Below are 18,452 nucleotides of genomic sequence, written 5' to 3' on the forward strand. Positions count from 1 at the left end.
TGAACGACTTATACCGTCTCAGTCTTTTCGTCTCCCTTCTTTTGTCCGAAGTAAGAACCACAACCCAATCCTGAACGACCGAATGGTACGTTTTCCGCTCACACTGACCTTGTTGTTCAGTGCTACGCTCGTGCTGGCGCAATCAGCACCTAAACCAAAAAAAACGGCCGCCAAACCAGCATCGGCGGTACGAACAACGCCGTCGACGGCTGCTTCGCTCAATAGCCCTATCCCGCTGGACCCTGCCGTAAAGGTCGGTAAGCTGCCCAACGGCCTGACGTATTACATCCGTAAAAATGCCGAACCGAAAAACCGGGCCGAACTGCGGCTGGTCATCCGGGCCGGATCGGTGCTGGAGAACGACAATCAGCAGGGGCTGGCCCACTTCATGGAGCACATGGAGTTTAATGGCACCAAAAATTTCCCAAAAAATGAGCTGGTCAACTTTTTGCAATCATCCGGAGTGCGCTTCGGAGCCGATCTAAATGCCTATACGGGTTTCGACGAAACGGTCTATCAGCTGCCCGTTCCAACCGATTCGGCCAACGTGTTTCGGCAGGCGTTCCAGATTCTGGAAGACTGGGCCCATAATGCCACGATCGATCCGAAGGAAGTCGATAAAGAACGGGGTGTTATTCTGGAAGAACGGCGGCTCGGACGCGGAGCTGGCCAGCGGATGCGCGACGAATATTTTCCAATTCTGTTGAATAATTCGCAGTATTCGAAGCGGCTGCCTATTGGTACGGAACAGGTATTGACAACGTTCAAACCCGAAACGTTGCGCCAGTTTTACCAGGACTGGTATCGGCCTGATCTAATGGCCGTTATTGCTGTTGGCGACTTTGACATGAAAGAGGTGGAAGGCATCATTCGGGAAAAGTTCGGGCGCATTCCAGCAGTTAAAGACCCAAAGCCACGGACTGAGTACGACATCCCGGCGCATAAAGACACAAAAGTGGTCATTGTGACCGACCCAGAGCAACCCAACACGGTGGTGCAGGTGATTTACAAGCGACCAGAGATCAAAGAAAAAAACTTGAACGATCTGCGCGAAAGCATTAAACGTGGCTTATTCAACACAATGCTTGGTAACCGGATTCAAGAGTTGACGCAACAGGCCGACCCACCGTTTCTGGGCGGCTATAGCAACTATAGTGACTTTTTGGGTAACCTGGACGCGTTCACCTCGATTGCGGTTGCTAAAGAAGGCAACGTCGAACGGGCGATTCGGGCGGTGCTCGACGAGAATGCCCGTGTCAAACAATTTGGTTTTACCCCCACTGAACTGGCGCGCGCAAAGCAGGAATTTCTGACGAACGTCGAACAGGCGTACAGTGAGCGCGACAAGACCCGGTCAGTCAACTACGTTAATGAATACGTTCAGAATTTTACGGATAAAGAGCCGTACACGAGCATCGAGTTCTATTATGACTTCCTGAAAAAAGAGCAGGGCGGTATCAAGCTCGATGAAGTGAACGCGCTGGTCGATCAGTTTATCCATAACGATAACCGGGCCGTTATTGTGATGGCTCCCGAAAAGGATAAAGCAAAACTGCCATCGGTCGAGCAGATTATTGGGTACGTAGACAATGCCGGAAAGGGGCTGACTGCCTACGATGACAAAACGCTCGATAGTCCATTGCTGGCTACGCAGCCAACGGGTTCGCCGGTTGTGAGCGAGAAGCAAATCAAGGATATTGGCGTGACGGAGTGGACGCTGAAGAATGGCGCCCGCGTGGTCCTGAAGCCGACTAATTTCAAGAATGATCAGGTTCTTTTCTCCGGCAGTAGCTTCGGCGGCACATCGCTCTACGAGCTGAACGATTTTATGACGGCCCGGTTCTCATCTACGCTGGCGGCTATGGGCGGTACGGGTGCCTACAATCAGGTCCAGTTGGGTAAATTTTTGTCCGGTAAGCAAGTGAGCGTATTTCCGTTCGTGGGTGAGCTAAGCGAGGGCGTGAACGGTAGCGCGGCTCCAAAAGATCTGGAAACGGCGCTTCAGCTCCTGTACAGCTACTTTACGCAACCCCGTAAAGACGCGGATGTGGTGAAAGGCTTCCTGTCCAACCAGCGGAGCGCATTACAGAACCAGATCAATACGCCAACCCCGCAGCGGGTCTTTCAGGATACGGTGCAGGTGACGCTGGGGGCCAACAATCCCCGTCGGCAGCCGCTCAAACCCGATGATCTGGATAAAATCGATCTGGATAAAGCCCTAAAAATCTACCAGGAACGGTTCGCCAACGCGGGAGATTTTACGTTCTACTTCGTTGGGAATTTTAAGGAAGATCAGCTAAAGCCGCTCGTGGAGAAATACATTGGTGGGTTACCGTCGACCGGCAAAACGGAGAAGTTTAAAGACTTGGGCATCCGGATTCCGGCGGGGCAACTTAGCAAAACGGTGTACAAGGGCGTCGATCCGAAAGCCTCTGTGCAACTGGTCTATAGCGGAGAACTAAGCTGGTCGCCCGAAATGACAACGCAGTTAGACGCACTGGCTGAAGTACTCGAAATCAAGCTGATCGAAAAACTGCGGGAAGAAGAAAGTGGTGTTTACGGTGTTGGGGCCAGTGCCGCCTACAGCAAGTATCCGGTCTCACGCTACACCTTCCGGATCAGTTTCGGCTGTGCACCCGATAACGTAGAGAAGCTGATTGCCAAAACGCAGGAGTTGATCAATGATTTGAAACAGAAAGGGGCCTCGCCCGTCGATATTGCCAAATTCAAGGCCGAAACCCGGCGCGAAACAGAAGTGCAGCTAAAAGATAATCAGTTCTGGCTTGGCTATTTGCAGAACCAATACTACAACGGTGACGCGCCCGATGAGGTGCTGCACGAAAAAGAACAGCTGGATAAGGTAACCGTCCAAAGCACGAAAGCAGCTGCCAATAACTACTTCGGCCCTAATTTCATTCGTCTGGTGTTGATGCCGGAAAAAAAATAGAACTAGTAAGTATCAGGTAATAATCGTCCGTAGACAGTGGCTTTACTGAAGGCACCGTCTACGGACGATTCCTTTTTTATGGATTTTCCAAATGCGGCTTGCTGGTAGACACGCCGTTTGCTCAGCCACTCAGTCAATAGCCCTCTTTGCTCAGAAGATCAAGCCGTTAACTAAAGAGATTTGCAAGAATGATACTCAATTCTGTACGTTTGGCAGGTTGATGAGTCATGGGCTAATCGAGAAAAATCAGATACGGCACCCGGACTTTTCTGAAACAGTACACGCTTCCTATTCCTACGTAAAAATGACTGTTATGCGCTACAAACTGATTGCATTGAGTTCCATACTGGTTGGATCGCTCATCACGGGTTGCCAGGACCACCGGCTTGCCGCACCTAATTCGCTCCGGGTAACGACAATGGCTACTGGTCTACTGGGGCCAATCGGCGTCGATACAGACCCCGCCGGGCGAATCTGGGTGACGGAGGCTGGTACGGGCAAAAACGACGGGCAAGTGTCGCTCGTGACCCCCGATGGGGTTGTGCACCCCGTTATTACGGGTTTCGATTCGGAAATTATCATGGGTGGTGAGCTGAACGGGTTGAACCACCTGCTCTTCGCCGACGGATGGTTGTATATACTTGGCTCGCACAGCAAACTGTATAAAGTCAACGTTACCAATTATAAGGTCGGCGATCCGGTCCTTCTGGCGAAAGACCTTGTGCCGGAAGATAAGCGGCAGTTTATCCTGGATTATAAATTTGCCCAGGATACCGAAGATACGCACCTGTACAACATGACTGTTGGCTTCGATGGCGACCTGTTCTTTACCGATGCGGGGGCCAATGCGATCATTCGCCGGACGAAAGCGGGTGTCTGGAGCGTCTTTTCTATCATACCTGGCGTTGCTAACCCCGCAGGGACCCTACCGCCTTTCAGCGAAAGTGTGCCGACGGGTATTGTGTTCGATGGGCAACGGCTTCTGGTCAGCACCTTGATCGGCTATCCATTTTTGTCGGGGCAGTCGGTTGTTTATGAGGTCGATCAGGCGGGGAATGCGTCAGCTCTCAAGAAAGGATTTACCAGCATCGTCGATATCAATCTGGAGACTAATCTGGGCCTATTGCTCTTGCAACATGGCGTGTTTGGGATGGGATTCACCCAGAAAACCGGCCAGCTAATTCAGGTGACGGCCAATGGTAATTCGGTGCTGGTTGATCAACTCAATCTGCCCACCGATCTCAAACAGACTGATGCAAACACGTATTATGTGACCAGCCTGGGTGATCGGTCGCTGCTGAAAATCACCAGATAGACCGTCGGTACACGCTGGATCAACCCGCGCTGGTGCCGGTTTTTACTGCGTTTTACTAGCTTCTTTATTGAGTTCAGTGCCCGTGTGCTTCCCGGATGAACCGGCTAGCTGGCTGCCTAGTGCCTGTCAGGTTGGAATGCTCATAAACCTCATTCGTTAACCACCATGTTAAAGAAAGTACTTAAATGGACCGGTATCGTATTCGGTTCATTGTTACTTCTGCTCGTCGTCTTTTATTGCGTCGTCTATGTCAAAACCGAAGCGGGGATCAATAAAGTGTATGATATTAAACCCCAGACGCTGACTATTCCTGATGATTCCGCTTCGTATGCCTATGGCCGACACGTTGCCGAAATCAGGGGTTGTCTCGGTTGTCATGGGGGTGACTTAGCTACTGGTGAGGTATTTGCCGATGAAAACTCGCCCATCGGTTATTTGCAGGCCAGTAATATTACCAGTGGCAAAGGGGGTATTCACTACACCGATCAGGACTGGATCCGGTCGTTACGGCATGGAATCGGAAAAGACGGGAAGCCGCTCTGGTTTATGCCCTCGCACGAGATTTGCGGTCTGTCAAACTACGACATGGCTGCCTTGATCAGCTACGTCAAAAAACAACCGCCCGTCGATAAAGTGACGCCACAGAAATCCCTTAAACCGTTAGGCCGGGTGCTTACGTTTGCTGGCGAATTTCCACTTCTATCCGCCGAAAAAATTGATCACAATGCGATCTACGTTGACGACATAAAGGTAGCCGTCACTGCCGACTACGGAAAATACCTGGCCATCACCTGTACGGGTTGCCATACCGAGAATTTCAAGGGCGCTCCTTCGCATTCACCCGAACAGCCACCTATTCCCGACATTTCGTCGACGGGCAAGCTTGGCCAATGGTCGCAGGATGATTTTGTTAACCTGTTTCACACCGGAAAAACACCCGATGGTCGAGTCCTGAGTCAATACATGCCCGTCAAATCATTTACCTATTCCGACGATGAACTGAAAGCCATTTACTTATACTTGCATAGCGTAAAATGAGCAGGTGTAAGCACGAGCGTGTTCCGAAAGACAAGCCTGATCTTAGCCTACACCTTTTTTTTACTCGGGTGCGCCTAATATTGATCACACACGGTTGCTATAAACCAGAATCTCCTACCTTTGCCAAACAACTTTAGGGGTGTCAGTACCAAACTGGTCTGACTGAGAGGATACCCTCATTACCTGATGCAGTTCGTACTGCCGTAGGGAAAAGTTAACGAGATGCTATCTGCTCTCCGCTAAAGTTGCTGTTTAGTCTATTCATTAACAGCAGTATGGCACAATCATCCCAAGCAATCTGGACCGACGTCGAGCATATTCGTGTTCAGGCTCCGCTTATTCACAACATTACCAATTTCGTGGTTATGAACAACACGGCCAATGCCTTACTGGCGTTGGGGGCTTCACCCGCGATGGTTCATGCGCCGGAAGAGGTCGAAGAGTTCGTAGCAATCTCCAGCGCGCTGGTCGTCAACATCGGTACGCTCGACAGTACGTTTGTGGCAGGCATGAAACTCGCCATGCAACGGGCCAAAGCACTCGGCAAACCCGTCGTTTTTGATCCGGTTGGCGTTGGCGCAACCACTTTCCGGAACCAGGTTAGTCAGGAGCTGTTAACGCTGGCTGCGCCCGACGTTATTCGGGGTAATGCATCAGAAATTATGGCGCTGGCTGGCCTGAATGCCCAAACCAAAGGCGTTGATAGTCTCTTCGGATCGGATGCCGCCATCGATGCGGCCAAACGCCTGAGTTCGGTCTGGAGTTGCGTGGTCGTCGTTAGTGGTGCCGTTGATTACATCATTCAGGGTGAACGCGTAGCGGCCATCGCCAACGGTCATCCGCTCATGGCGAAGGTGACTGGAATGGGCTGCACGGCAACTGCGCTGACAGGGGCTTTTGCCGCCGTAAATACCGATTATTTTCAGGCGGCTACGCACGCTATGGCGGTAATGGGTATCGCGGGTGAACTGGCTGCTGAACAAAAATCGGCGCCTGGCAGTCTGCAAGTTAACTTTCTCGATGCGCTGCATGAACTGACCGCAGCTACCATCACGGATCGACTTCAACTGACGCAATCGTGAGCACGCTGTATCTGGTGACCGACGGTGCCATTGCGCAACAGGCTGGTCACACGCTGCCTTACGTGGTCGAAGAGGCTTGCCGGGCGGGTGTTCGGTGGGTACAACTGCGGGAAAAAACCCTGTCGACACGGGCTTTCATCGAGCTTGGTGTTGCCTTAAAGCGCATTACGCAGGACTATGGCGCTAACCTAATTATCAACGATCGAGTCGATGTTGCACTTGCCATCGATGCCGACGGCGTTCACATCGGTCAGGACGATATGCCGTATCAACTGGTGCGCACCTTGATCGGCCCTGATAAACTCATTGGGCTGTCGATCAATAGCGAAACGGAATTACAGGCGGCTGCGAACATGGACGTTGATTACCTGGGCATTGCGACCATATTTCCGACCGGTACCAAGCAGGATACGTCCAGTCTGCTAGGACTGGAAGGGCTACGGGCTCTATGCCAGCAGACGAACCGGCCAACTTACGCCATTGGAGGTATCAACGCCGGCAATATCCAGCAAATCAGGCGCGCGGGAGCCACCGGTGCTGCGGTCGTATCCGCCATTTGTGGCCATGCGTCACCGTACGAAGCTGCCCGCCATCTTAGCTATCTGATCGATCAAATGACATGAAAACATACGCACGTGTTCTGACGATTGCCGGTTCGGATAGTGGGGGAGGTGCTGGCATTCAGGCGGATCTCAAAACGGTTTCGGCGCTTGGTTGCTATGGTATGTCGGTGATCACCGCCCTGACAGCGCAGAATACAACCGCCGTAACGGGTATCATGCCGGTGCCACCCGCGTTTATCGCTGAGCAGATGAACGCGGTGCTAAGTGACATCGGTACTGATGCGGTCAAGATCGGGATGTTGCATTCACCGGAGGTTATTGTTCAGGTAGCCAGAACATTGGTTGAGTTCGGCATAACGACGATTGTACTTGATCCCGTTATGGTAGCCAAAAGTGGTGACAAACTCTTGCAGGACGAGGCAATCGACGCGCTCAAACGGTATTTGTTGCCCCTAGCCTCGGTGCTGACGCCTAATCTACCCGAAGCAAGTGTGCTGCTGGGTCGTCCGGTCGAGACAGCAGCCGATATGCAGGAGGCTGCCGCTGATCTCGCAAAACTATGTCCGGGCGCGATTCTGGTGAAAGGCGGTCATCTGGCAACGGTCGATAGTACCGATTTACTATACATCTCTGAACGCGAACAGCATTCATTTTCCACGGTCCGGATTGCAACGGCCAATTCACACGGAACGGGTTGTACGCTCTCGTCTGCCATTGCCGCCGGATTAGCCAAAGGCTTATCAATCGTTGGGGCTGTGGTCGAAGCAAAAACGTACTTGACCGAGGCACTACGGGCCGGATCGGGCTATAAAGTAGGACAAGGGCATGGTCCGGTGCACCATTTTTTCAACGTTTGGCCTTAGATCGACATGAAATTTACCGAACAGCTCTGGCAAGACATCCAACCCATCTATGACTCCATCCTGAAGCATGGCTTCGTTGCGGAACTATCAGCGGGCAATCTTCCCAACGCGACATTCCAATGCTACATTCAGCAGGATGCGCTTTATCTGGCCGATTTTGCCCGTGCGCTGAACCAGCTGGCTGCCCGCTCGGCTACGCCGGATGATATGCTGCAATTCACTCAGTTTGCGCAAAACGCTATTCTGGTTGAACGGGTATTACACGAAACCTATTTTGCGCTGTATGCCATTCAGCCCGAAACGGTTAAAATGCCCGCCTGTTTCGCCTACACGAATTACCTGCTGGCGACCACCGCGCTCCAGTCCGTAGCAGTAGGGGCGGCTGCCGTTTTGCCGTGCTTCTGGATTTACCGGCAGGTGGGTAAACACATCTACCAGCAAGCTAGTCAGGAAAATCCGTACCGCGCCTGGATCGATACCTACGCGGGTGATGCGTTCGATCAGTCAGTTACGCAAATGCTGGCGATAACGGATCAGTTTGCCGAGCTGGCCAGCCCATCGGAGCGGGAAAAAATGCGGGACGCGTTCCGACTGTCGAGTCGGCTGGAATGGTATTTCTGGAACGACGCCTATGAACAGAACCGGTGGCTGGTTTAGCAAACGGGGTAACTTACTGAACGGGCCGTTAACTAAAGAAAAGTAGGATCAGCGCGACTTTGCAAGCGGCTTGGTTCAACGGTTTGTTAGCAATGGACAACTTCGTTTAATGACAAAACGGTATGGATAGCATCAATCAGCAACAGCCAGAAGAAAATCGCAAAGATTTGATAGGGTCCGAAGCGGGTAAGAAAATAAAGGAACTGACCGAGAAAAGTAACACGTGTTTTTTCTGCACGAAGATTGCAAGTGGCCAACCGTTGACAACGAGACCCATGTCGGCGCAGAAAGTCGATGAGCACGGTAATTTCTGGTTTCTAAGCGCCGACGATAGCCATAAAAATGCGGAAATTCAGACCGACAATCGGGTTCACCTCCTTTTTCAGGGTTCACCCCATTCCGATTTTTTGAGTATCTACGGCGAGGCAACGATATCCAAAGATAAAGAGCTCATCAAGGAGCTTTGGGAGCCAATCTTGAAAACGTGGTTTACCGAAGGCATCGACGACCCGCGTATCACGGCGATAAAAGTGGAAGCGACGGAGGGTTATTATTGGGACAACAAACATGGCAATGCGGTCGCCTTCGTGAAAATGGCCGCTGGTGCTGTTCTGGGCAAAACGCTGGATGACTCCATTGAAGGTACGCTGACGGTATAAGCTAATTTTCCGCTGTTACGAGTCTTTCAGCCGTGACAGCGGAAAACGGTATTTACGACGACTGATGCGCTGATGAGTTACTACGGAAACGATCTGCTACTGCCCTATCTGAAGTTTGCTATCGGTCTGAAAGGTCACATTTCCCTGTAGTTTCAGCTTTTTTGCCTTACCTGTGTAGCCCGTAGGAAGCGTAACGGTGTGTGGCGGGTTGATCGTCACGTCATCGGTAAGGGTAGGAACCTGATTCGTTGCCCAGGTCGATCCACTCGACCAGTTACCCGATGCTGTACTGGCAACTGCTGCCGCTGGAATAACAAGCGTATAATCTTCGGTTTCGCCGTATCCATAGGATGCGCAGGGTGATGTTGGTACACCCCCCGATGAGTCATCACGCTGTCGAATCCGTAAGCGGGTTTGACCCGCCAGCATATCGACAGGAAGAACAAACGTTCCCTGCTGGACAGCCTGCTGTGTCGTGGTTGCCGATTGAAAGACGATTTCGCTGGCATCGAATGTCTTATCCTGGTTGGCATCGATCCAGACCGTAAACCCCTCCGGATACTGGCCTGGATTGGTCACAACAAGGGTGTAGGCCGTACCTGCCGTCACGGTTGCTGAGATAGCCGTAAAGTCAGAAAAGCCATTCGCACCACACGTTGACGAGTTATTGATGAGCGTACTGGTACTGGACTTCAGAGTGAAATTACTGATCTGATCACCCAATGAACAGTTTGTTGCGCCGGGCTGGCAATAACAGACCAAATTAGCTGATGTGACCGCTACTGTGGCACTCGGCGCAGCCTTGCTGTTAGCCGCCACCACGCGATAATAAGCCTGTAGACCTGCTAATGGAGCGGGGTCTGTTGTTGAGGTTGAGGTAGTATTAGCTGCTACGGCAGCAATGGCGACAAAACCGGTGGTCGGGCTGGTCGATCGCTCAACAATAAAACCATTCTCGTTTGTGCTATTGTCCGTCCAGGTTATAAGCGAATTGGACGTACAGCTCGTTGCCGGAGTCACCGATACATTCGTTGGTGCAGCAATGGCAACAGACGAGCAGTTATACACGTAAGCGCCCGACGACTGCATCAGCGACAGGCGGTAAGTATACCCGTCGCCCATGCGGTTATACTGCCCGCTGGTAAACTGAGTTCGACAGGTTGTATAATACGACATCAGGTTGTTAATCAACGGCGAATAAGTTTGCCCGTTTGCATCAACGGCAGTACCGGTGTAGGTACAGTTCGAGGCATTGTAAAAGTAACAGCATGGGTCAGCGGGTGTGTCGCAGAGCAGGTCACCGGCACTGGTACAATTGGCACCTGAGCCCCGCGTAACCAACTCGTTGGCAATAGCTGTTTCATGGGTATGGTATAAGTTGAAATAGTGTCCCACTTCATGGGGTAAGGTCGAGCCGTTCGAGACAGCCCCGTTGTACAGGATAATGCGGTTCTGGGATGCTACACCACTGGGAAAGGCGGCAATACCATTGAGAGCACTGCTTCCGGCCGTCAGCGTGTTGGCAAAGTAGATGTTCAGGGCATCATTAACATTATTCAACACCAGCTGAGCGTTTTCAGTATCTACATCGCAATCGAACAACGCGTCACTGTCGATGTAATGGACTCCATTGCAGAGAAAAAATTGAAGATTGACGGGTTGATAGTTGGTATTCATAGCCGTGATGGCGGCATTCAGCGTAGCCTCATTAAGCCCTCCGGTTCCATTGCTTCGCCGGATAATGTGCGCTTTGATTGGAATGTTCACCACCGATGGCGGGATCGAGTTGGTCATCGCCTGTTTCAGCTGTACGATAGCTCGTTCAGCCGTTTCGATAGCTTCTTTGCTGGGCGTTGGAGTACCGCATTCTTCGGAAGTGATTTGGGTCACCTTCTGTGCCAGTGATGTAGTAACTACGACGCTCAATAAACCACTCAGTAGATACCATAGGCGGTAGGTGTGTGTCAAGGCCGTGGACAGTTTATAGGTTTTCGTCTTTCAAAGATATTTAATTAGTGCTAAATACCTAGAAACCAGTCCACTTTCTGCGCTTCTTACCCTGAAGATCATTCACCGATTCAGTCTGTTCGCGCGTATTATCGTTAACGTCATTCACTGATGGAAGGTCATTAAATACCGCAAAAACGCTCGTGCCGAAGTTGCTGGCGTACGCCCTTAGTCCGTTTCAGTTACCAGCAACTCAACGGTTTTAAGTATAGGGGGAAGTTTTTCGTGTTCATTATTGCATAACAGAATAATCGTTTTATCGGCGTCAATATACCGAATCAACTGGGTTCGGTAGCCGGGATTTTCGCCACTATGCCGGACTACTTTCCCCGCTTTATCGCTCTGTTCTAATACCCAGCCGAAACCATAGTGCGACAATGAGCCGTCGTTCAAGATAGCCGGTGTAAAGGCCTCATTCAACGTTTGTCGGCTAACAAGGCGATCGGTGTACAGAGCCCGATCCCACTTCAGCAGATCATCGACGGTGGAGCTAACACGACCGGGGCCCTTCCGGTTGCCTAGCCAAATTGCATAATTGAACTGCGGGAAGGAATCAGCCCGAACGTAGCGTTTCTTTTCCGGGACAAACAGGTGTCCCCAGGCCATACCGGGAAGGTTGATTTTCTCGTCACGCGTGCGAATTGCCGTGTGGGTCATGTGCACCGGATCGAAAATACGTGTCCGGCAAAAGTCAACGAAATCCTGACCGGATGCTTTCTCCGCAATGCTGGCCAGGAGCATATAGCCCGTGTCGCTGTACTCGTATTTCGCTCCGGGATCAAACAGTTTAGGCGGGTGGTATTGAATCAGGTACGCAATATTATCGACATTGCCGGCGACTTTGCTCTTATCCCAATGCTCATCCATTATGGCCTGATAATCAGGCAAACCCGAGGTATGGTTAAGCAGGTGACGTATGGTAATTCCTGGATAAGGTAGCCCCGGAATATAGGTTTCGATCAGATCGTCATAGGCCAGTTTTCCGTCCTGCTTCAGCATCATGATCGTCATGGCTGTAAACTGCTTCGATACAGAAGCCAGCTCGAAAATAGACGACGTTGTGTTGGGTTCCTTCGTGTCGAAATTCGTATACCCAAACGCCCGCTTATAGAGCGGCTTCCCTTTCTCGGCAATGAGCAAAACACCACTGAAATCGGGAACACCGGCAAAGAGAGAATTCAGTTTATCGGTCAGCGAAATGACCGGCCGGGTTTGGGGACGACTACAGGCAACAAAAAGAAGCGTCAAGCACGACAGGAGTGTAATCAGACAATGGACTACTTTCATTAGCACGTATGAAGAAGAGATCAACTAAATGTAGCCATTCTTTGAGCGAACAACGCCCACGACCAGCTAATTTTTTGCGATCTGCCGCAATTTTCGTGCTTTATCCTATTGCTCTGCTTCACGATGACGCATTTCATGGTAAGCATCTTCGCTCAAACCGAGCTTCCAGTAGGCCGCTACATGTAACTCATGACTGGCCATCTGGTGCTGAATCCGTAGATAGTCGCGGATCTGTTTGGCCGAGGTTACTTCCGTTGCGACCCAGATAAAGCGGGTTTCGGTTTGGCCATCGGGCAGTGCGGTCCCGTACACGGCATCCTGCAGCAGTGGGCTCTTTCCGGCGTCAACGCCGTTGCGATGCAGCCAGTGAAGTTGAATATTGGCCTCAAATTCCAGGTGTTGTTCGTCACGTTCGTCGGGAATTTCAATGAATGCTACCCCTTTTGCCGAAGCGGGTAACTGTTCCAGAATAGCACTGATCGCCGGTAAGGCGGTCTGGTCACCAGCCAACAGATACCAGTCAGCTTCGCGGTACGCAATACCGGGACGCAGGGCCACACCGATGAATTGCCCAGGCTGCACATGGGTTGCCCAGGCCGACGCGGGCCCCTCATCGCCGTGCAGCACAAAATCGATGGTCAATTCGCCGGTCTCGGGTTCAAAAGAGCGTACGGTATACGTTCGTACTGTTGGAACGCCCTTATCAGGTGGTGGCAGCGGCTGGCCGTTGGCATCAAAGGTTGGCAGTATCGGTGTCAACTGGCCGGGTTGAGGCAGCAGCAGTTTCAGGTGGATGCCCGGCATCAAACCAGTTAAGCCGATTAATCCTTCCCCGGCGACAATGACCCGACGCATATGGGGCGTTATATCCGTAAAGCCGACTACCTGTACAAGTTCGAGGATAAGTGGCCGACGCTGTCTCGTATTCATGCGCTGGATAAGTTGGAGCAAATGGTTTGCTGTAAGTTATTTAGAATAAATCTAAGCGAATGTAAGCGGTTTTGTGGCAAGAACAATTCAACCAGGTTATAAAAAGGTTGTGTAAGGAAATTGCCTGCGCTAGTCTGGCGCTGGATTGGGTCGAACAAGTATAAAGTATAAATTTACCTTGTCGGCTACTTGTCCGGCTAGTCGACCTTCGACTAGTAGATAGGGCTATGCACTCGCAAAGAAGTCTGCTGAAAAAAGTATACAGAGGAATGTTAAGTAGAAAATAGGTTCTCCTCCACACCGTAAAACCGTTTCTATATATTATATTTGGAAAAAAGGTAAATTTGTTATAGTATAGTTAGCTGTTAAGTTTATAAAGTGATACAAGATTTGACTAATAGTATATAGAATGGAAGAAGTGTCGTCAGCCAGTGACCCATCACCAGATAAATATAACCTTGAAGAAATACTGGAAAACTGGTTCAATGCAATTATCGCAGTACGGACAAATCACAGTCGTATTCACGCTTATATTGTTGGGGCTGCCCAATCAGAGCCGAATAACGAAGGTACTCTCTATATTGGGCAATGTCCTGTGAGTGAACTGGAATCGCTACTGGTTGCCATGCAGGGAGAGATAGAGAAATTAAGAAAGGATATGGAGCCGTCGGATGAGGGTAATCAGAATAAACCAAAGAGAAGCTACGCAAAGCTTATTAACCACACGTCGATCCTGAATCGCCTGAATGACCAGGCCAAGGTCAGGCTCAACTTAGCATCACGTCCAGCTTCGTAGCCAGCCGGTAATGCTACCCTCATTGCTTATATAGTATTGATTGGCTGAGAAAGGACTGATGCCTACTTAGCTGTATTGAATGACTTCTCGAGAATTTTTACGGCAGCCTGTATGGCCTTATCCGATTCGTATAACTGCCCAACCTGTCGAACATACTGAACGAGTTGCTGTCGAAACTGGTCAGGCGAATTGTCGTTCGGGCGTAGATGACCCTTTGTCGATGCAGTATCCATACAGAAAGGCAATTGGGTATACTCTGAATTACTAAAATATTTTATAAATAAACTGTAATTAGTTGAGAATTAAAATAAAGTCCTACAAATTTTATTTTAATTACTATGGGAGTCAACTGGTATCAAGAATTAATCAGAACGTTAAGACGCTTGATGACTGCATCGCGTTTGCTTCCTAATTCGTTTAACTGATACTTATAGAGGTCTATCTGACAAGAGTAGTAGTCTAAAAGCATCGATTTGTTCGCTTCGTCTGTGATTCGGTTCTTAGCGCGCTGAAGCAGTAATTCAAAACGACTGACCACCGATGTGTGACTGAGTATGCTCGTTTCGTATAAGTTGATGCGTTTGATGGCCCACTTAATCTGCTCCTGGTGGTCATTGGCCGCGTGGGAGCTCGATTCTTCCAGTAAAACTTGCCAGTCTAGCTCCAGTTGCTGGATGTGATCCGTAAAGCAACTACCGTCAAAAACCTCAGCCGGAAGGTCAATAACACCATCGTGGTCAAATAGATAGGCACTTAAGATGAGTTCGCCCCGAGCAACCACTCTGTTCATAAAGTCGAGCCCTTTCTCGAACGTATCGATTCGAAAGGAAAAGCTCTTGACCTCCTGTTGTTGGTTAATGGCTGTAAATAGAAAAATCATAGCTATCTATAGTAGTTAAGGTGAAAAGGAGTATGCTGATGCCAGGAAAAAGTCAGTGATAGGCGAGACACAGCTGTATCGTATATTTATACGCAAAATAAGAAAAATGGTAACATTTGAAAAAAATAAATTGAAGTCAAATCAATTAGTTATACCTATGAACCATTCGGGCAAAGGCCGATCAACATATGAACCTGATCGACTATGGATAAACAGCTGTGATTTTCGATACTTTATGTTGACATGCTGCTAGTTGCCCACCGCAATCGATTCGTTTACGGCGCCTTAACGATCATCATTCTATTGATGGGCGTCGTATCAAGGCGCTTTTTTGGGGACATCCCCTTCGTGAAGAACTATGTCGGCGATGGTTTATGGGCACTCATGGTATTTTTTGGATTTGCCTTACTGATTGCCCGGTGGCCGATTCGGGTTGTTGCATTGGCCGCGCTACTGTTTTCATTCTCGATCGAGGTGAGTCAACTGTATCATGCTCCCTGGATTGACAGCGTACGAGCCACCCGGCTTGGCGGATTGGTGCTCGGCTTTCGTTTCGTGTGGAGTGATTTGCTCTGTTACAGCCTGGGTGTTGCTGTTGGTATGCTGATTGACAAGCACATTATTCCGGTTCAATTTCGTTTTAGAACCGCAGAATTGTAGAACGAATCGTCCGTTGTGTAGCGACTCAGCTCTTAGCTGACAAATCGTGGCCCCGCGTTGAGCGAAAACCCTGAATTACACCGGGCGTCGTTGACCACTACGGCCATCTTAGACAGAAATCATGATAGAGTAGGTCGGTTCTGAAAAAATAACCCTACATTTCCCGATAGAAATGGAAATGCAGATAGCCATTCATCAAGGAAGCGTCGCTGTATCAGACGTTGATTTTTTTATTTGTGGATTATACGACGCCCGAAATTAGATCCGTTACGGTAACGCGCTACGCCAAACCCCTGCGTGAAGGAGGGTCATTGCCCGCGCTTGTGGAGGCCAATGACGATTTTCTGTATGTGCTGAAATTCCGGGGCGCTGGTCAGGGAACAAAAGCCCTTATTGCCGAACTGGTTGCCGGCGAAATTGCCCGCGCGCTTGGGCTGCGGGTGCCTGAAATCGTATTCGCTAACCTCGATTCGGCCTTTGGACGCACCGAAGCCGATGAGGAAATTCAAGATCTGCTTCGGGCCAGTGAGGGACTTAACCTCGCGCTTCATTACCTGTCGGGTTCCATTACATTCGATCCCATCATCAATGAGGTTGATTCCCAATTGGCGTCGCAGATTGTGTGGCTGGATGCGTTCATTATGAATGTAGACCGTACGGCCCGCAACACGAACATGCTGATGTGGCACAAAGAATTATGGCTGATCGACCACGGTGCCGCGCTCTATGTGCACCATACGGGTCCCAACTGGCCCGAACAAAGCCATCGCCCGTTTGCGCAAATCAAGGATCATGTACTCTTGGCTCAAGCTACTGAACTGGATGCCGTCGATGTCCGCTCGCGTCAGTTGCTCACGGCTGACCGTATCCAGGCAATCGTTTCGCTGATTCCCGACGAGTGGCTGACCAACGAGCTTGCGGTGGAGTCGCCGGATGAACAGCGTCGGGTGTATTCCCAGTTTTTAGAGGCACGACTGGCCTCATCAGCAATTTTTGTCAATGCAGCAAAGGAGGCCAGAAATGCACTTGTTTGAATACGCCGTAATTCGGGTCGTGCCACGTGTCGAACGGGAAGAATTCCTGAACGTCGGTGTCATTTTGTACTGTCGCGGGCAAGGCTTTCTGCAAACGGTATTCGACCTGAACGAGAAACGGCTCTGCGCTTTTTCGAACGAACTGGACATTCAGGAGCTGGAAGCAAGATTTCGCGCTTTCGAACGGATTTGCGCCGGTCGGCGGGAGGGTGGCGTCATTGGTCAACTGGCTATTGCTGAGCGATTTCGCTGGCTTACATCGACCCGTAGCACCGTCGTGCAAACATCACCGGTTCACCCCGGATTATGCGCGGATGCCGCCGAAACACTCGCCCGACTCTTCGCCCAGTTGGTTCTATGAAAGATTGGCAGACGACGCTTCGTTTGTGATTTTCCGTCTTCTTTCGCATCTTCATTGTCATGCGATCCATTCCGAAACGACTCATCGGCGTTTTATCCGTCGTGGCAACCATCAGTTACGGGCAGCCCCGAACAGACTCCTTCCTGACGAACCTCTTTCGCTCGAATCGGAGCGCAGTTTTCCAGGAAGTCATTCGGTATCCGGATACGTACCGACTCCAGATCATTTACACGCAGATCGACCGCGATAAGAACAATACGCCATCGTTCAGGAATTACTATTTTAACGAAGATAGTACTCGCTATTTCAATCCGGCATCTACGGTGAAACTACCGCTTGCCCTGCTCGCGCTCGAAAAACTGAACGACCTGAACAAGCCGCAGGTGACTAAGTCAACCGCCATGCAGTTCGACAGCGCCTATAGTAAGCAAACCAGAGAATGGCGGGATGAAACGTCCGAAACGGGTTACCCCTCGATCGCGCATTTTATCAAAAAAGCGTTTCTGGTTAGCGACAACGACGCTTATAGCCGGATGTATGAATTTGTAGGGCAAGGCGCCATTAATCGTTCACTACACGCAAAGGGCTATCTGGATACGCGCATCACACACTGCTTCGTGCGCATGACTGCCGACGAGAATAGACACACAAACCCGATCCGGTTTATTAGGTCGGATGGGTCGGTAATTTACAAGCAACCAGCCGCTTACAACACCGATCCGTTTGATTTTCGCCGGACGGCGAAGCTCGGCAAGGGCTTTTACCGGAACGATACGCTCATCCATCAGCCGTTTGACTTTACGGAGCGAAATAAGCTACCGCTCGAATCGTTCCAGCAGATTTTGCAGTCGGTTCTATTTCCGTCCTCGGTTTCGCCCCGTCAACGATTCAACCTCAAGCCCGACGATTACACGTTTCTGTACCAATACTTATCGCAGTATCCCGGTGAAACTAACTACCCAAAATACGACGCGAAGCAGTACTACGATAGCTACGTAAAATTCTTTTTTATGGACAGTCTACACCACCGGCTGCCCGATGAGGTGCGGGTTTTTAACAAGGTCGGCTGGGCATACGGTTTTCTGACGGATGCTTCGTACGTAGCCGACTTTAAAAACAAGGTCGAATACATGCTTACCGCTACGATTTACGTCAACCGAGATGGCATTTTGAACGACGATAAATACGAATTCGAGAGTGTAGGTCACCCGTTCATGTATCAGCTGGGTCAGATGATCTATCAGCACGAATTGACGCGTAAGCGGCCCTACAAGCCAAACCTTACCAAATTTCAGATCCCTTACGAGAAACGACGAAACGATAATCGACCTGTTATTAGAGATGTTGATAACTAGAATGTTGAGCTAAAATCA

General features: G+C 50.3%; 18 protein-coding genes and 1 riboswitch. Of the genes, 13 read left to right on the top strand and 5 right to left on the bottom strand.

The window, feature by feature from the left end; genetic code table 11:
• Window positions 1–82: 82 nt before the first annotated feature.
• The 8 genes from GK091_RS00380 (at window position 83) to GK091_RS00415 (ending at window position 9,124) form a co-directional block, all read left to right on the top strand.
• Window positions 83–2,947 carry a M16 family metallopeptidase gene (locus GK091_RS00380; RefSeq protein WP_164034672.1) on the top strand — a complete coding sequence of 955 codons (2,865 nt, stop codon included), beginning with the start codon at window positions 83–85 and terminating at the stop codon, window positions 2,945–2,947.
• A 313-nt stretch (window positions 2,948–3,260) separates the two neighbouring features.
• The gene (locus GK091_RS00385) at window positions 3,261–4,262 is read left to right on the top strand and encodes a ScyD/ScyE family protein (protein WP_164034673.1); all 1,002 of its coding nucleotides are present in this window, start codon (window positions 3,261–3,263) and stop codon (window positions 4,260–4,262) included.
• 165 nt (window positions 4,263–4,427) lie between these two features.
• A complete protein-coding gene (locus tag GK091_RS00390) occupies window positions 4,428–5,300 on the top strand; it encodes a c-type cytochrome (RefSeq protein WP_164034674.1) in 873 nt (290 codons plus the stop codon).
• A gap of 125 nt (window positions 5,301–5,425) precedes the next feature.
• A riboswitch (TPP riboswitch) is annotated at window positions 5,426–5,527 on the top strand.
• 48 nt (window positions 5,528–5,575) lie between these two features.
• A complete protein-coding gene (thiM, locus tag GK091_RS00395; protein ID WP_164034675.1) occupies window positions 5,576–6,382 on the top strand; it encodes a hydroxyethylthiazole kinase in 807 nt (268 codons plus the stop codon).
• On the top strand, window positions 6,379–7,005 hold the full coding sequence (gene thiE, locus GK091_RS00400) for a thiamine phosphate synthase (protein ID WP_164034676.1): 627 nt from the start codon (window positions 6,379–6,381) through the stop codon (window positions 7,003–7,005). The genes thiM and thiE overlap by 4 nt, the downstream gene beginning before the upstream one ends.
• On the top strand, window positions 7,002–7,808 hold the full coding sequence (gene thiD / locus GK091_RS00405; protein WP_164034677.1) for a bifunctional hydroxymethylpyrimidine kinase/phosphomethylpyrimidine kinase: 807 nt from the start codon (window positions 7,002–7,004) through the stop codon (window positions 7,806–7,808). Before thiE ends, thiD begins: the two co-directional genes overlap by 4 nt.
• Before the next feature lie 6 nt (window positions 7,809–7,814).
• A complete protein-coding gene (tenA, locus tag GK091_RS00410) occupies window positions 7,815–8,465 on the top strand; it encodes a thiaminase II (protein ID WP_164034678.1) in 651 nt (216 codons plus the stop codon).
• 122 nt (window positions 8,466–8,587) lie between these two features.
• Window positions 8,588–9,124 (top strand): pyridoxamine 5'-phosphate oxidase family protein, encoded by a 537-nt coding sequence (locus GK091_RS00415; RefSeq protein ID WP_164034679.1) that lies wholly within the window; start codon window positions 8,588–8,590, stop codon window positions 9,122–9,124.
• Between the two features lie 96 nt (window positions 9,125–9,220).
• Here GK091_RS00415 and GK091_RS00420 read toward each other — a convergent pair whose 3' ends face one another.
• From GK091_RS00420 to GK091_RS00430, 3 genes are all read right to left on the bottom strand, one after another.
• Complete coding sequence (locus tag GK091_RS00420) at window positions 9,221–11,092, bottom strand: GEVED domain-containing protein (RefSeq protein ID WP_164034680.1); 1,872 nt, start codon at window positions 11,090–11,092, stop codon at window positions 9,221–9,223.
• A 207-nt stretch (window positions 11,093–11,299) separates the two neighbouring features.
• The gene (locus GK091_RS00425; RefSeq protein ID WP_246202105.1) at window positions 11,300–12,418 is read right to left on the bottom strand and encodes a serine hydrolase domain-containing protein; all 1,119 of its coding nucleotides are present in this window, start codon (window positions 12,416–12,418) and stop codon (window positions 11,300–11,302) included.
• A 105-nt stretch (window positions 12,419–12,523) separates the two neighbouring features.
• A complete protein-coding gene (locus GK091_RS00430) occupies window positions 12,524–13,348 on the bottom strand; it encodes a siderophore-interacting protein (RefSeq protein WP_164034681.1) in 825 nt (274 codons plus the stop codon).
• Between the two features lie 409 nt (window positions 13,349–13,757).
• On the opposite strand from GK091_RS00430, the gene GK091_RS00435 reads away from it, so the two are divergent.
• Complete coding sequence (locus GK091_RS00435; protein ID WP_164034682.1) at window positions 13,758–14,144, top strand: hypothetical protein; 387 nt, start codon at window positions 13,758–13,760, stop codon at window positions 14,142–14,144.
• A 62-nt stretch (window positions 14,145–14,206) separates the two neighbouring features.
• Here the strand turns inward: GK091_RS00435 and GK091_RS00440 are convergent, their stop codons facing one another.
• Together GK091_RS00440 and GK091_RS00445 are read right to left on the bottom strand one after the other, a co-directional pair.
• Window positions 14,207–14,377 (bottom strand): hypothetical protein, encoded by a 171-nt coding sequence (locus tag GK091_RS00440; RefSeq protein WP_164034683.1) that lies wholly within the window; start codon window positions 14,375–14,377, stop codon window positions 14,207–14,209.
• 122 nt (window positions 14,378–14,499) lie between these two features.
• Complete coding sequence (locus GK091_RS00445; RefSeq protein WP_164034684.1) at window positions 14,500–15,024, bottom strand: hypothetical protein; 525 nt, start codon at window positions 15,022–15,024, stop codon at window positions 14,500–14,502.
• 243 nt (window positions 15,025–15,267) lie between these two features.
• Between GK091_RS00445 and GK091_RS00450 the strand changes: the two genes are divergently transcribed.
• From GK091_RS00450 to GK091_RS00465, 4 genes are all read left to right on the top strand, one after another.
• Entirely contained in the window at window positions 15,268–15,684 is a 417-nt protein-coding gene (locus GK091_RS00450; RefSeq protein ID WP_164034685.1) for a ribosomal maturation YjgA family protein, read from the top strand.
• Window positions 15,685–15,920: 236 nt separating this feature from the next.
• Window positions 15,921–16,718: a HipA family kinase gene (locus tag GK091_RS00455; RefSeq protein ID WP_164034686.1), complete on the top strand. Its 798-nt coding sequence runs from the start codon at window positions 15,921–15,923 to the stop codon at window positions 16,716–16,718.
• Complete coding sequence (locus GK091_RS00460) at window positions 16,705–17,079, top strand: DUF3037 domain-containing protein (RefSeq protein WP_164034687.1); 375 nt, start codon at window positions 16,705–16,707, stop codon at window positions 17,077–17,079. Before GK091_RS00455 ends, GK091_RS00460 begins: the two co-directional genes overlap by 14 nt.
• A 59-nt stretch (window positions 17,080–17,138) precedes the next feature.
• A complete protein-coding gene (locus tag GK091_RS00465) occupies window positions 17,139–18,434 on the top strand; it encodes a serine hydrolase (RefSeq protein ID WP_164034688.1) in 1,296 nt (431 codons plus the stop codon).
• Window positions 18,435–18,452: the final 18 nt, after the last annotated feature.

Source organism: Spirosoma agri, assembly GCF_010747415.1.
GTDB lineage: Bacteria > Bacteroidota > Bacteroidia > Cytophagales > Spirosomataceae > Spirosoma > Spirosoma agri.

Excerpts from the sequence above, each read along its gene's own strand:
- GK091_RS00440 (WP_164034683.1), bottom strand. The coding sequence starts at position 14,377 with ATGGATACTGCATCGACAAAGGGTCATCTACGCCCGAACGACAATTCG.
- GK091_RS00385 (WP_164034673.1), top strand. The coding sequence starts at position 3,261 with ATGCGCTACAAACTGATTGCATTGAGTTCCATACTGGTTGGATCGCTC.
- GK091_RS00415 (WP_164034679.1), top strand. The coding sequence starts at position 8,588 with ATGGATAGCATCAATCAGCAACAGCCAGAAGAAAATCGCAAAGATTTG.
- GK091_RS00430 (WP_164034681.1), bottom strand. The coding sequence starts at position 13,348 with ATGAATACGAGACAGCGTCGGCCACTTATCCTCGAACTTGTACAGGTA.
- thiM (WP_164034675.1), top strand. The coding sequence starts at position 5,576 with ATGGCACAATCATCCCAAGCAATCTGGACCGACGTCGAGCATATTCGT.
- tenA (WP_164034678.1), top strand. The coding sequence starts at position 7,815 with ATGAAATTTACCGAACAGCTCTGGCAAGACATCCAACCCATCTATGAC.
- GK091_RS00445 (WP_164034684.1), bottom strand. The coding sequence starts at position 15,024 with ATGATTTTTCTATTTACAGCCATTAACCAACAACAGGAGGTCAAGAGC.
- GK091_RS00450 (WP_164034685.1), top strand. The coding sequence starts at position 15,268 with ATGCTGCTAGTTGCCCACCGCAATCGATTCGTTTACGGCGCCTTAACG.
- GK091_RS00465 (WP_164034688.1), top strand. The coding sequence starts at position 17,139 with ATGCGATCCATTCCGAAACGACTCATCGGCGTTTTATCCGTCGTGGCA.
- thiD (WP_164034677.1), top strand. The coding sequence starts at position 7,002 with ATGAAAACATACGCACGTGTTCTGACGATTGCCGGTTCGGATAGTGGG.
- GK091_RS00425 (WP_246202105.1), bottom strand. The coding sequence starts at position 12,418 with ATGAAAGTAGTCCATTGTCTGATTACACTCCTGTCGTGCTTGACGCTT.
- GK091_RS00460 (WP_164034687.1), top strand. The coding sequence starts at position 16,705 with ATGCACTTGTTTGAATACGCCGTAATTCGGGTCGTGCCACGTGTCGAA.
- GK091_RS00380 (WP_164034672.1), top strand. The coding sequence starts at position 83 with ATGGTACGTTTTCCGCTCACACTGACCTTGTTGTTCAGTGCTACGCTC.
- GK091_RS00435 (WP_164034682.1), top strand. The coding sequence starts at position 13,758 with ATGGAAGAAGTGTCGTCAGCCAGTGACCCATCACCAGATAAATATAAC.
- GK091_RS00390 (WP_164034674.1), top strand. The coding sequence starts at position 4,428 with ATGTTAAAGAAAGTACTTAAATGGACCGGTATCGTATTCGGTTCATTG.